This window comes from Nitrosopumilus oxyclinae, assembly GCF_013407165.1.
Taxonomy (GTDB): Archaea; Thermoproteota; Nitrososphaeria; order Nitrososphaerales; family Nitrosopumilaceae; genus Nitrosopumilus; species Nitrosopumilus oxyclinae.
Genome location: NZ_CP026994.1, coordinates 300,275 through 313,817, shown reverse-complemented (window position 1 = coordinate 313,817; position 13,543 = coordinate 300,275). Strand labels below are relative to the sequence as shown.

Annotated in this window: 13 protein-coding genes; 7 read left to right on the top strand and 6 right to left on the bottom strand. The window is 34.1% G+C overall.

Features of this window, described 5'->3' with window-relative positions:
• The first annotated feature begins 19 nt into the window (after positions 1 to 19).
• From C5F49_RS01870 to C5F49_RS01860, 3 genes are read left to right on the top strand one after another with little or no spacing between them, the layout of a single operon-like run.
• Positions 20 to 934, top strand: a complete 915-nt coding sequence (locus C5F49_RS01870) for a malate dehydrogenase (RefSeq protein WP_179363058.1) — start codon at positions 20 to 22, stop codon at positions 932 to 934.
• Between the two features lie 33 nt (positions 935 to 967).
• Positions 968 to 1,750: a nickel pincer cofactor biosynthesis protein LarB gene (larB, locus tag C5F49_RS01865; RefSeq protein ID WP_179363057.1), complete on the top strand. Its 783-nt coding sequence runs from the start codon at positions 968 to 970 to the stop codon at positions 1,748 to 1,750.
• A 57-nt stretch (positions 1,751 to 1,807) separates the two neighbouring features.
• On the top strand, positions 1,808 to 3,388 hold the full coding sequence (locus C5F49_RS01860) for a B12-binding domain-containing radical SAM protein (RefSeq protein WP_179363056.1): 1,581 nt from the start codon (positions 1,808 to 1,810) through the stop codon (positions 3,386 to 3,388).
• On the opposite strand, the gene C5F49_RS01855 is transcribed toward C5F49_RS01860, so the two are convergent.
• From C5F49_RS01855 to C5F49_RS01845, 3 genes are read right to left on the bottom strand one after another with little or no spacing between them, the layout of a single operon-like run.
• The gene (locus C5F49_RS01855; RefSeq protein ID WP_179363055.1) at positions 3,383 to 3,706 is read right to left on the bottom strand and encodes a hypothetical protein; all 324 of its coding nucleotides are present in this window, start codon (positions 3,704 to 3,706) and stop codon (positions 3,383 to 3,385) included. The genes C5F49_RS01860 and C5F49_RS01855 overlap by 6 nt on opposite strands.
• A gap of 47 nt (positions 3,707 to 3,753) precedes the next feature.
• Positions 3,754 to 4,728 carry a CFI-box-CTERM domain-containing protein gene (locus C5F49_RS01850; RefSeq protein ID WP_179363054.1) on the bottom strand — a complete coding sequence of 325 codons (975 nt, stop codon included), beginning with the start codon at positions 4,726 to 4,728 and terminating at the stop codon, positions 3,754 to 3,756.
• A gap of 54 nt (positions 4,729 to 4,782) precedes the next feature.
• Complete coding sequence (locus tag C5F49_RS01845) at positions 4,783 to 7,986, bottom strand: peptidase (protein ID WP_343045186.1); 3,204 nt, start codon at positions 7,984 to 7,986, stop codon at positions 4,783 to 4,785.
• A gap of 80 nt (positions 7,987 to 8,066) precedes the next feature.
• On the opposite strand from C5F49_RS01845, the gene C5F49_RS01840 reads away from it, so the two are divergent.
• Positions 8,067 to 9,419 (top strand): cation diffusion facilitator family transporter, encoded by a 1,353-nt coding sequence (locus C5F49_RS01840; protein WP_179363053.1) that lies wholly within the window; start codon positions 8,067 to 8,069, stop codon positions 9,417 to 9,419.
• Here C5F49_RS01840 and C5F49_RS01835 read toward each other — a convergent pair.
• Both C5F49_RS01835 and C5F49_RS01830 read right to left on the bottom strand, forming a co-directional pair.
• Positions 9,416 to 10,594 carry a ZIP family metal transporter gene (locus C5F49_RS01835; RefSeq protein ID WP_179363052.1) on the bottom strand — a complete coding sequence of 393 codons (1,179 nt, stop codon included), beginning with the start codon at positions 10,592 to 10,594 and terminating at the stop codon, positions 9,416 to 9,418. The two genes, C5F49_RS01840 and C5F49_RS01835, sit on opposite strands and share 4 nt — an antisense overlap.
• Complete coding sequence (locus C5F49_RS01830; RefSeq protein WP_246275360.1) at positions 10,584 to 11,642, bottom strand: multicopper oxidase domain-containing protein; 1,059 nt, start codon at positions 11,640 to 11,642, stop codon at positions 10,584 to 10,586. Before C5F49_RS01830 ends, C5F49_RS01835 begins: the two co-directional genes overlap by 11 nt.
• A 134-nt stretch (positions 11,643 to 11,776) precedes the next feature.
• Between C5F49_RS01830 and C5F49_RS01825 the strand changes: the two genes are divergently transcribed.
• Positions 11,777 to 12,283, top strand: coding sequence for a hypothetical protein (locus tag C5F49_RS01825; RefSeq protein ID WP_179363051.1), 507 nt, complete (start codon positions 11,777 to 11,779; stop codon positions 12,281 to 12,283).
• Here C5F49_RS01825 and C5F49_RS01820 read toward each other — a convergent pair.
• Positions 12,275 to 12,586 carry a hypothetical protein gene (locus C5F49_RS01820; protein WP_179363050.1) on the bottom strand — a complete coding sequence of 104 codons (312 nt, stop codon included), beginning with the start codon at positions 12,584 to 12,586 and terminating at the stop codon, positions 12,275 to 12,277. The two genes, C5F49_RS01825 and C5F49_RS01820, sit on opposite strands and share 9 nt — an antisense overlap.
• 84 nt (positions 12,587 to 12,670) lie before the next feature.
• Between C5F49_RS01820 and C5F49_RS01815 the strand changes: the two genes are divergently transcribed.
• Together C5F49_RS01815 and C5F49_RS01810 are read left to right on the top strand one after the other, a co-directional pair.
• A complete protein-coding gene (locus tag C5F49_RS01815) occupies positions 12,671 to 12,823 on the top strand; it encodes a hypothetical protein (RefSeq protein ID WP_179363049.1) in 153 nt (50 codons plus the stop codon).
• 125 nt (positions 12,824 to 12,948) lie between these two features.
• Entirely contained in the window at positions 12,949 to 13,539 is a 591-nt protein-coding gene (locus C5F49_RS01810) for a 30S ribosomal protein S13 (protein ID WP_179363048.1), read from the top strand.
• Positions 13,540 to 13,543 lie beyond the last annotated feature (4 nt).

Here is a 13,543-nt window from a genome sequence, read left to right as displayed (position 1 = left end):
AAAATCAAGACCAATTTTCATGATTACAATAATCGGTTCAGGCAAAGTAGGCGGAGATGCAGCATTATTTTCAGCTTTAAAACGATTAGATGATCAAATTTTATTACTTGATGTTGCAGAAGGGCTCCCTCAAGGGGAAGCAATGGATATCAATCATATGCTATCTGAACAAGGAATTGATGTAGAAGTAAAAGGTTCAAACAATTTTGAAGATATGAGGGGATCAAACGTAGTTGTAGTAGTTGCAGGTTCTGGAAGAAAACCTGGAATGACAAGAATGGATCTATTGAAAATCAATGCAACAATTGTAAAAAGCGTTGTAGAGAATGTAAAAAAGTATGCAGATGATTCCATGATAATTCCAGTAACTAATCCGTTAGACCCTATGGCGTACATCACTTACAAAGTTTCAGGATTTGATAGAAGTAGAGTATTTGGCATGGGTGGAATGTTAGATTTATCAAGATTTAGACAATTTATTCACGAGGCAACTGGACATTCACGAGATTCCATTAGAGCATTAGTAATTGGCGAACACGGTGAAAACATGTTACCATTGCCAAGATTTTCGTCAGTATCTGGAATTCCTTTGTCATCTTTTCTTCCAAAAGAGAAATTAGATGAACTAGTTCTAAATACAAAACAAGTAGCAGCAAAAGTTATTGAATTGAAAGGCGCTACAGTTCACGCTCCAGGTAATGCAATTTCTGCAATTGTTGAAGCAGTAGTAAGAGATAGAAAACAAGTCATTCCAGTTGCAACTTATCTTGATGGAGAATACGGTCATTCAGATGTTACAATTGGAGTTCCCGCAATCATAGGAAAGAAAGGTGTAGAGAAAATTATTGAATTGGACCTAAATGAAGAAGAAAAACAAGTCTTTGACAAGGCAGTTGCAAGCGTAAAGAATGCCATCTCAGGTATTAAAATCTAAGCATTTTTTTAGAATAACAAATAAAATTTATCAATGGAAATTCATGAAATTTTACAATCATTAGAGAAAGGAAAAATATCAGCAAATAATGCAAAAAAGCTTTTGTCACTTTATTCAATTGAAGAGGTCGAAGGCTTTGCCAAAATTGATATTAACAGAAGAAACAGAAGAGGAATTCCAGAAGTAATTTTTGCAGAAACTAAAGAATTAGATGAAATTAAAAAAATTGTTAAAAAAACAATAGAGAAAACAAATTCAGTAATAATATCGAGAATTAAAAAAGAAGATTATGCAAAAATGTTATCTTTTTCTAAGAAATTAAAAGTGAAAATTAAAACTGGAAAAAATTCATCATCATTGTTATTGTTTAAAAAACCAATTAAATTCCATGGAGGGAAAGTTGGAATAATGACTGCAGGTACATCAGATATTGGAGTTGCAGAAGAATCTAGATTAATGTGTGAAGCAATGAATTGTAAGTGCATTACAAGTTATGACGTAGGAGTAGCTGGAATTCAAAGAGTGTTTCCAATTTTAAAAAAAATGATAAATGAAGATGTAGATTGTATCATAGTTGCAGCAGGAATGGAAGGGGCCTTGGCCACACTTGTTTCCACAATGGTAGATATTCCAATTATAGGAATTCCAACATCTGTAGGATATGGGTATGGAGGGAAAGGGATAGCAGCACTTGCATCAATGCTCCAAAGTTGTTCTCTTGGATTATCAGTTGTAAATATCGACAATGGGATAGCAGCTGGGGGTATAGCTGCCAATATCGCAAATAGAGCAATAAGAAAAAATCATTCTAGTTAGAATTTTAGACTACCATCTCGTAAATGATATATAACATACCTAAAAGAAGTTGGGTAATTGGCTGGCAAACGTGTTGTACTTACTGCTGATCGTAGTTTAATGACAAATTATAGAGGAAATTTTCTTTATGGATTTATTGCATGTGGACCATATGAGGTTCTACCAGAATGGGTTTTTGATAAAGTATTTTGTCCTTCAGTTGAAACAGACCCAATAACAGGAGAGGTAAAAGTTGCTCAAGTAGGATTAAGAAGAATTGAGAGTTCCTTGATTCAAGGCGGATACAAAAGAGAAGATGTATTCATGGCACACCCAGAAATGCTAAGTAAATCAATTGGACCAGATACCAAAGTTGTTGGAATTAACGTAATGGATCCATTAGGAATGGCACCAGTTACTACCACCATGTCTCCAGAAAAATTATCCTATGTTGCAATGAAATTTAAAAAAATGTGTGCAAGTATTATTCAATTAAAAAAGAAATATGATTTCAAAGTTGTAGTAGGAGGCAACGGGGCATGGGAATTAGCAAAGTCAGATAGAATGAAAATACATGGAATTGATACCGTTGTTGTTGGAGAAGCAGATGAGCTAGCAGTAGACTTGTTCCAAGATTTGGAAAAAAATGATGCCCCAGAACTAATGCATTGTTTTGTAAGAAATCTTGAAAACATCCCAGTTATTGAAGGTCCAACAATCAATTCATTGATTGAAGCAATGAGAGGTTGCGGAAGAGGATGTGACTTTTGTGATGTTAACAAAAGATCAAAGAAAGATCTTCCATTAGAGAGATTACAACATGAAGCTAAAACTAACTTAGATTACGGATTTGATTCTATTTGGTTGCATTCTGATGAAATGTTACTATATGGATGTGATAATAGAGACTTTGTTCCAAACAGAGATGCAATTGTTGATTTATGGAAAGGGCTCAAAGGATTAGGTGCAAACTTTATTGGAACCACACATATGACATTTTCAGCAGTTGCTGCAGATCCTATATTGATGCAGCAAATTTCCCATGTTAATGAACAAGATAAAACAGGCAGATGGCTTGCAACTAATCTTGGGATTGAGACAGTATCACCAGCAATGGTAAAAAAACACCTCGGAGTAAAAACGAAACCATTTGCTCCTGAAGAATGGGGAAGTGTTGTAAGAGAAGGAGCAAAAATTTTAAATGAAAATCACTGGTTCCCAGCTGCCACAATCATAATTGGCTGGCCTGACGAAACTCCAGATGATGTTCAATATACAATAGATATGATGAGTGACTTTAGAGAAATGGATTTCAGAGGATTAGTAGCACCATTACTTTACCAAGACTTTAGTGAAAAGAATTCAATGCACTTTGGAAATCTAAATGAAGCACAATTTACATTATTTTGGAAATGTTGGGAGAATAACTTACGAGTCATCAATGATATCATTCCTATTATTCTTAGAAACAAGACATATGGTCCACCAATGAAGGTATTCATGTATGGAATTCTCAAAGCAGGTACATGGGCAATTATGAGATATTTGCGAGGATTATGTAAAGATCTGTTCAATGGACGAACTCCAGATCAAATTATCGACAAATATGCAAGAAGTAGATCTGTATCTGCTCCTAAAATTCAGACAAAAAAACTATAGATTTTCAATAGCAATATCAGCTATAGTGTTTCTTATTGGTGTTAAAGAAATAAAGTAAACTTTGTCTGCTCGTTCTACTGCTTCAACTTTTTTAAATGACTTTGATGCTATATCAAATTCATAAATTCCAGGTTCAAGTGAACCCTTTGCATAAAGCATAAGATATGTTTCTCCAGTAGCAGGACTTAATGGAATAAAAGACATCACATATCCTTTGTAAGAATTAATTGGCAAGGTGTTTTTCATTGGCGGTGCAGCTGATGCCATATACATTAGAAAATCTTCAATGGATTCAAATTCTTCATACTCAATATGCATGAAATATCAAATGAGGTTTAAGTATAATAACCTAGAGTGAAATAAGATTATTTTCTAGATTTAATGATTTGATTAACTTTGAATCCAATTAATGCTGGTGCTGCAATATACATTCCCAAGTTCAAAGCAATTACAGAAATACCCAGTCCTAAAACTTCAACTTCTGAACCATCTTCAGCCAAAGTCATTATAGATAATGTTGAAACCATTGGAGTGATAAATGCTCTAACTGCTTCTTGGAACATTGGATTTTCTCTTTCCATGTCAGCAATTGTTGGTGAGAATGAATAGTATAATTGGTTAAATCCAGACATAAATGCTGATCCAGATGATGTACTCATTACAGTGTTATCCCTAATCTCTCTAAGGAATTGAACTTGTGGTGCTAATTCAGTTCCATATGCTGCTGTAGCAATTAAGCAACCACCACCTTTTGGTTCTTCAGTTTTTACAACTTGACAAATTCCATTTACTAATTGAGTTCCAGCCCCACATGTTGGTTCTGGCTCAGGCTCAGGTGTTGGTTCTGGCTCAGGTGTTGGTTCTGGCTCAGGTGTTGGTTCTGGTTTTGGTTCTGGTTTTGGTTCTGGTTTTGGTTCTGGTTCTGGTTGACCACTAACAACTTGCTCTCCACCAACATAATTTACAACAACTGTAGAATCATCTGCGCCATAATGAAATTCAAAATTATAATCACCATTCAGTTTCCAAAGTGGACCACCGGCAACAATACTTTTGGTAAATGAACCATCAGAACTAGGAGTCAATTGACCAATTCCTACTATATTATTATCAGGTGAAGTTATGATAAATGTAAGTCCTTTTCCAGATGAAGAATCATAATCTTTGATACTTCCAGTTATTGTTACAGTTGCACCATTTGAAGCAATGTCAATATTAGTAGATATAGGTAATGCAGGATTTGGATCACTTGCTGCAAATGCAACATCGCTAACACCATAAGATAGAATTGAAATAGATAATAAAGCAAATGCTAAGAATCCAGATAGCTTCATTTTCATTTTGATTCATGAATTGAGGTATTTATGTTTTCAATGAAAGAAATATTGACCATATTATATTCGAATAATACCTTTTTTGACCAAGAATTGAATTGATTTTACAAAGTCATCATCGGATATTTCCCCATCTGCCCACCATTTTGCATTGTTTTTGATCCAATCAGGAATCAACTGATCAGAAATAGAAAGTTTAGAATCAGTATTGACAATGATTAGACCTTTTTCAATAAGGTATTCAAGTCCGTCAATAAATTCTGAATCTGAAACAGAATCAGATGACCACCATTTTGCATTGTTTTTGATCCAATCAGGAATTGGTGGATTAGAAACTACAAACGACAGAGATTTTACAAGTGAATTATTATGAAACAAATTAATTTTATAAACACCAGATAAGGTATTTTCATTAATGGAAATTATAGATTTGAAACTTCCCGCACTAGATAAAGTTGCACCAAAATTTTGAGTTTGTCCATCAGGAGTTGTGATTATTACATCCAAAGGAATTCCTCTTCTAGAAGTATCAACTTTGCCTGAAAGAAGAATTTCTTCAATTTGTCCTGCAGTTGGTTTTACTATTTCATATGTGCTGAGTTGTGCGGAGGTAGGATATGATGTCGGAGGTGCTCGCAACAAACTAAAAACATTGGCATTTCCAAAATTATCTCGAGAATCGTAATATTTTGCATCAAGACTACCACCTGCTGAAGAAATTATGGCAGTTCCAGATTTATTACATATTTTTGAAGGCATTTTGAAGACCCCGTTAAAAATTCCAGTACTAGGTCCAGTTTCTACAAGAGTAAAACCAGTAGCGCCCAAACCGCCATAACTTACACCGTCTACAGTGCAACGTTTGTAACGAATATCTTTGATCAAAACTTCAAGTAAAGTAATTCCATTTTTCCCAACAGTGTCAACGTTTGGAGAATTGGGATCATCAATAACAAAATAGATATCAACTAAATCATTTTTCAAATTAAGATCAGGATCATTTAATGTCAACGTTACTGGCTGGCCAAATCTATAAGATTTAGAATCTGAAGAAATCATTCCGGCAGTAGTTTGTATATTAGATTGTGAAGAAGTTGTTGTGAAAACTCCAGTAGCATCAAGATCAGAATATGAAATAAAAATACCCTTGTCATTAATCAGTCTATCAGTAACAATGAATTTTATTTGATCATCTATTGGTTGAATAGTTTCAATAAAAACAGGATCAAAAATATTTAATTGGTTTGCTACAGAATACTCCATAGTTCCATCAAAAGTAGAGGAATTATCAGATGTTTCTTCCAATTCAAAACGATATATAGAATTATTCACATCTTTTGAATTTTTAATCCCAAATGAAAAGAAATCAAATACTATTGGTTGTTTATTTTCTTCACTAGAAATAGTCAAAGTATCACCAGACCCAGTTGAATCAAAATCAATTACAAGAAATACCATTCCACTTTCATTAGAAATATTTGCAATGTCAGAATCATCAATTTGAATAAAACCCTGGGATGATGAAATATCACCAGCATCAATTATGGCAATTGAAGACGTACCTAAAGTTCCAAAAGAAAGAGTGAAAGAGGTGTCACTAAAATCAGTGATCCCATAATCATTTTCAAAAGATCTTAAATCATAATTTATCCAATTAGTTCCATCTGTATTTGAATTTGAAACATCAAGTAAGATAGATGACAAAGAAGATGCCGAAACTCCTAGATTCATTGAAATCATTTCATATGTGCCATTTGCCACATTTGATGAATCTATAACGAGCCTGTCAGAATTAGTGTCAGGCACAGACGAATTGGAATCATCACCGCCTACAAGAATAGGTGAGGATGAATGAAATTGAACATCTTGAGCATTTTGAAAAGTTACAGGGTTTCCAATAGTTATTGATGGAATAATGGCAGTTGAACGAAAAACATCAAGATGATCACGAGCATCAGAATTGATATTTTGATCAGGATCTACTAAAATTACTGGAATTTTACTACCTGGATTTAATGATTGAGAATCAGTTTCAATAGTCAATGTAGGATTTTCCAAAGAGACAGAAGCTGATGAAGAACCTGTAAGAACTGAAATTGAATTTTTGTTATATGTAATAGAACCTGTTTGTCCTCTTGGGGCACTATCTAAAATTCCTAAAATAGATTGATCATTATTATCTGCAGTGTCAAAGATTCCAGAATTAGGACCATCTTCAACTAAAGTAATGATTTCCACATATGTTGTTGTTCCATCAGATACACTTGTAGTTGGTTGTTCATCATTTGATTGTAATTCAATTACAGAGTTTAGATTAACAGATAGTTTTCCATTATCTTCAAACCCAATCTTTGAAAGATTAGGGATTAAATCAACTAATCCAATCCACCCATTTGCAGCATTTTGTCCATTTTCATCAAATGCTTGATAGAATGTTGATGGTGTATTTCCAACATCAAAAGTCCATGAATCTTCATCGGTTGGATCTTGATTTAATTGAAAATCATTAATGGTTAAGAAAACCTCTGCGTTCTTTGGATAAAGAACTCTATCAATATTCATAGAAATGTTTTGACTTTCATCATATTCTAATGAAACCATTTGTGGTGAACCAGCAGGATTGTATTGGATGATAACTTCATTAAATGAATAAAGTTGAATTAAAGGCCAAGCGTTTGTATTTAATCCAATTTGTCCTGAGGGAACATTTGGATTTGTGTTTATTGACTTTGCATTACGAACTACATTGTTCAACACAGCTCCAGTTGGAGATGCAGTACAGTCAGAAAAGGAAGTGTTCCCATTAGTTGAACCAGTTGCAGCGCGAGGTATTGCAAAGCCATCTGTTTCAGATAAAGAAATTCCTACTATAGACGATAAAGTATTCCTACTACAAAATACTCCAAAATCTAATCCCTCTCCTGCAAGTCCTACAGTCGAATCTGCTTGTTTTGCCTTATCCACATTGGCAAAATATGCGTACCAGCTACCATCAGTTGCCTGAGTCATTCGTAATGATTTTCCATTAATTGTTACATCAGGTTCGCCTTTACCCTGGTCTGTATTAGACAGATTTGGATCAATTACTATTACTTCAACTACCATTGAACCAGAAAAAGAATTGTCAAATTGTGAATTCTCAGCAGAAACAAATAGATTTGGATTACTTGATGCTTCAGCATCAATTTGAGGAATAATCAGTAAAATTGAGAAAGTTGCCACTAAAGCAAAATATTTCAAGTCCAACACGATCCTACAAGCCAATTTTATCACAAATAACGTTGTCGTAGGAATGCTTCTTAGAAAACGGTAATACATGATTCAAAATATCAAAAATAAGGAAAATGTTTGTTCAAAGAACCAAAGTTTTACAGATTTCACTTTTAGCCATATTTTCAGCATTTGTAGTTGAATTAATTTTTGGACTAATTTCAAACAGTCTTGCCCTCATTACCGACAGCATTCATGCTTTACTAGATAGTGTGGTAACACTAGTTTTACTTTTAGCAGCAAGGTGGGCAATTAAACCTCCAGATGCTGAACATACGTATGGCCATGGAAAGATAGAATCACTTGGAGGATTAATTGGAGGAATAGCAATTTTTCTAATTGCATGTTTTTTCATTTACGAATCAATCAACAGATTACAGAGTCCACCTCCAAGTGTTTTACCAGGATTATTTGCAATAATTGGTGGCCTTTACACAATCGGAATTGACTTTTTCAGAATCATCATCTTAAGAAGATCTATTAAAAAAATTGGCGGCGCTACCTTGAAAGCAGATTTTTATCATGCATTCATGGATCTAGGTTCCACAGTAGTTGCAATTATAGGAATTATTTTAGTATCATATGGTTTGTACTTTGGAGATTTTGTTGCAGCATTAATCCTAGGGATTTTACTGGCAGTACTAAGTGTGAAATTAATATACAAAACAGCATTGGATTTGACGGATGTTATATCACCAGAACTTGTAAAAAAAGTCAAAGAAATTTCAATGTCAACTGATGGTGTAGTTGATACAGGATCAATCCTCATGAGAAGATCAGGAGATACAATTTTTGCAGATATAACAATCGCCCTAAGAGGAGATACCAGTTTTGATAAGGCTCATGAAATTAGTGACAGTGTTGAAAGGAATATAAAAAATAAAATCCCTAATGCATCACCTACGATTCATTTTGAACCAAATTGGAAAGATGTCCCACTAGATGCAAAAATCTCAGACATTGCAAAGAATGTAGATGGTGTTAAAGGGGTTCATAATGTTACCACCCATAAGACAAAGGGCAAAATATATTCAAATTTACACGTGATGGTAGAAAGAGGGATTGATTTATCCTCAGCTCATAAAATTTCAGAAATAATTGAACAAAAAATTCAAGAACAAATTTCAGAAATCGAACATGTTACAATCCATCTAGAGCCATTCATTACTGTTCCAGAAAATATCAATATCGAAGATGTTGAAACTGAAGAAAAAATTAAAACTATATTGGAAAAATATCCAGATATTAAGAAAATTGGTAGAATTGTATCTTTAAAATTTGAGAATATTCTCAAAATAGATATCGACTGTTCATTTAACAAAGATTTGTCAATTGAAAAAGTTCATGATTTGACAACAGAGATTGAACACATCATTAGAACAGAAATTGATAATTCAGTAATTACAATACATCCTGAACCAATTTAGACCAAGATACTAGTCAGATACATGATGACCATTCCAATTGCAAAACCAGAAGCAACTGCAGCGCTTGATAGATTTTTGTCTCCCTGTTCTCGAATCCACTTTAGAATTGTGAGAATGACTTGAAATATTGCCCCTGCTCCAATTGCCAAAAATACCACTGATGTAAATGGAGAATAAACAAATCCACCTATCCATGCACCAAAAATAGCAGGAGCTCCAGCAATTAATCCCATGGCAACGAGTTTTCCAATCACTTTTTTCTCTCTAGACAATGGTGCAGCTATTGCAATACCTTCAGTTGTATTATGCAGTGCAAAACCTATAATCAAAAATGTACTAAAGGCAATAGATCCAAGACCTACAGCAGCTCCTATTGCAAGCCCTTCACCAAAGTTATGAAGACCAATACCAATTGATATCATCAGTGCAATTGCAACAGGCTTTGTTATCCTAGATGATTTTGCTCTACTTACTAATTTTTCACCAGTATAATACAATCCAAGGAATGATAATATCAAAACAGTTGCAACAAGTAATACTCCGTTAAAGCTACCTGAAAGACTTTCATTTGAAACCTCTAATGCTTCTTCAATAGAATCAATTCCTAAAAATAATAATAGTCCAGCAGTTAGTGCCAAAAAGAAATGGTATTTTTGTCTGCTAATTCTTCTGATAAATGGCAACCAAAGCAAACCAATCATTACTGGAATTATTCCAACATAAGTTCCAATTATTGCAAAAAATCCTAAAAGCTCAAAGCTTGGTTCTAATGCAGGAGCTGCGGCTTCAATCTCTTTTTCAAATCTAGTTCCATCCTCAATTGTTAATCCAATCCTATAGGGTTCTGCCTCATTCCATTCAAAAGGAATTCGAACAAGAGCTGTCTCATATCGTTCTAAATATCTATCAGGTTCAACTGCTGCAGGTTGTATTCTATCATTGATGTCAGCCATTGCAATTTCAACAGGTATAGGACCAGTGTTTCTAACAGTAACTTGAATTTCAGAATTTAGGAAATCAACTTTTTCCATAGATATTTCAGGTAATGGAACACCCAAATCCAATAATTCAGATCCAGGTCCAAAAATGTATGCAACCAGGAGGATTAAAAACACAAATGGAATTACACCACTTGCAATCAGTTTCACTTTCGAGGACTTGTTACTAACTTCCATATCCTTCAGACTCTATACCTTCTTTGTTTTCATTTACCATGAATATTCCAACCCAGCCTTTTTCTGAAAACTCAACTTTGTGTGCATGAAACAAATATTTTCCCGGATACTTGTATTCAAATTCCATTATTCCTCGCTCTGTTTGAGACAAAGTAATCATATCAGTATAAAATGATGGTACAATGTCAGTTCCAGTTGGATAATATTTGTACAAATTTCCATGTAAGTGAAAATTATTTATTGGATCAAATTCTACCATGTTGACTACATAAATTCGAATTAATTCGTTAGTGTTAATCTGAATTGGATGGTGTTGATAATAAAATGGAATTGTATTTGCAGCATAGAAATTATTTTCAGTATCAAAATCAGTGTCCAAACCGTTTAGAACCATCACCATCTCATCAGCAGCAGGACGTTTTTCTTTTGGATCTACTATAAAGACACCATATAGGCCATGTACAATGTGTTCTTCTAAAGGCATCACATGGCAGTGATAAGGATGGACTCCAACAGGACCAGCTTCAAACTCATAAACAAATTGTCCGCCATTTCCACCTACAGGTTCAAAGACACCGTCCATTCCAGCAGGATGAATTCCATGAAAATGTATAGTGTGTTCTTTTTCTCCATGGTTAATGAACTTGATTCTTACAATATCACCTTCAGTTGCTCTAATTGTAGGTCCAGGAACTGTTCCATTATAGGACCATACATTATAAAATATTCCAGGAGATACCTCCATAATTTCATCATCTCGAGCAACAAGGGTATATTCTCTTAGTGTAGTACCATCAGCAAGTTGGGAGACTCGCCCATAGTTGAAATCCCGCAGATACTCCATCGGATCAAATTCTACAGTTGCACTGGTGTATAGAGGATCTAGTATTTCTCCTGTGGTTTTGACCACAGCACCACTATGGGTGACAAAGACCTTATCTTCCTGTTGAGCATTGATTCCTTCAGGAAGAGCAACAAATAGAGCAGATACTGCAATAATTACAAACATAGACATCATCATGATACCAGAACGAGATTTTATTTTCATTAACAAATTCATGATAAATAACAATAATATAAAGTTGCCCTAAGCTAACTTTTTTAGCCTGATCTAACTTTTTTATTTTAAGATAAATATTTGTGAAAAATTAGGTTTAAACTAAAGATAATCTGCCTTAATCTGTGCAAAAATCAGGATTAATTATTGTAATTTTTGGATTATTAATTGTAACAGGGCTAGTAGTATCAATAGTTGAAAATCAAACAACATTGGAAGGAATCAATCAAGGAAATGGGAAAGTGAGTTCAGTGGACACAGTTACAGTTTCAGTTGATCTAGACAAAGAAATTTCACCCGTAGGAATTTTTGCGGTTCAAATAATGGAATTCAAAGAAAATACAATTACTGCAATAATTTTAGACCCCTCAAATATAGAAATTATTTCTCAAAAAGTAAATGAAGAAACAATTGAAAAAGAATTTGATGTGCTTGAATCTGGAACTTATCAACTAATTATTCAAAGTTCTAATGAAGATGAAATTTATGTTACAGGTGCAATTGGCTCATTACCAGATGCAAATAAAAAATTCATCTTATCTGTAATTTCCTTAAGTATTCTCATCATAGGAATGGTAGGACTGGTCACTATGGGAATAATTGAGATAAAAAATAGAAAAAAATCAGTTTAGATAACTATCCATTTTTTCTAATCCGCTAATAGTTGCATCAAAGTTATCACCATCTTCAATAATACTTGTGAGTTTTTCCGAATTTGCAGTTAGCATACATTTTCCATAATCAGAATTTTTTAAAATAAATCCATGTTCAATCAAATATGAGAGTCTTTCAAGAACTTCAGTTTCAGAAACAGATGATTGTTCGGCCAAAAAAGAGCATTCTTTTGAGCCATCCTCAAGTTCAGCTAAAATTGTCGAAGTTGTTGGATCAAACATACATTCAACAATTTTTTCTCGATCAAATGTATCATTCATAATAAAATACAAAATTTTCAAAGTAATAACTTTTTGAATTGATTCTTCCAATAAGATAATTAAGAAATAAAATCTCAGAAAATCATGCAAAAACTCTGTAGTAAGGATCCCTCAGGGAAGGGAATTCACTGTTTTTGTGTAGATATTGACGCTCAAAGAGGAGTCAAAAAATGCTGTAAATGCAATTTGTGGAATGTCCAAGGCAGTGATTGGACTAGTGATGAGGATTTTAGATAATTAAATTCAAAATAGATATCAGTGTTAGGCACCATCTTAAAATCTCAATAAAGCCTTATTTGAAAAATCATGTAATTTGATGCCTAGCATGGTTTTTATCGGGGATTCTGTGAATTTTTGAATACTTGAGCGCACAAGAATACAGACACATTGTCAGAATTGTAGGAAACGATATCCGTGGAGAAAAGAAGATGGTTATCGGATTAACCCAAATTAAGGGTCTTGGCTTTATGTTTGCAACAGCTATTCTTGATACTCTAAAAATTAATCCAAATTCCAATATCGGTAATCTTACAGATGAAAATGTTCAAGCAATTGAAAAAGTAATTACAGATCCTATTGGAAGTAATATTCCAATCTGGTTCCTTAACAGAAGAAAAGATATTGAAACTGGTGCAGATTTACATTTGTTAACATCAGATATTCCATTTACATTAAGAAATGATATTGAAAGAGAAAGAATTGCTGCAAGTTGGAGAGGTTATCGTCATCTAAGTGGTCTAAAAGTTAGAGGACAGAGAACTAGAACTTCAGGTAGAAAAGGCGGAGCAGTTGGTGTCGCTAAAGGTGGATTGGCAGCTCCAGTCAAGAAAGGTGGTGCAGGAGCTCCAGCAGCTCCAACAGCAGAAGGTGCAGCAGCTCCAGCAGCAGAAGGTGCAGCAGCTCCAGCAGCAGAAACACCAGCAGCAGCTCCAGCAAAGGAGAAAAAAGAATAGGTGT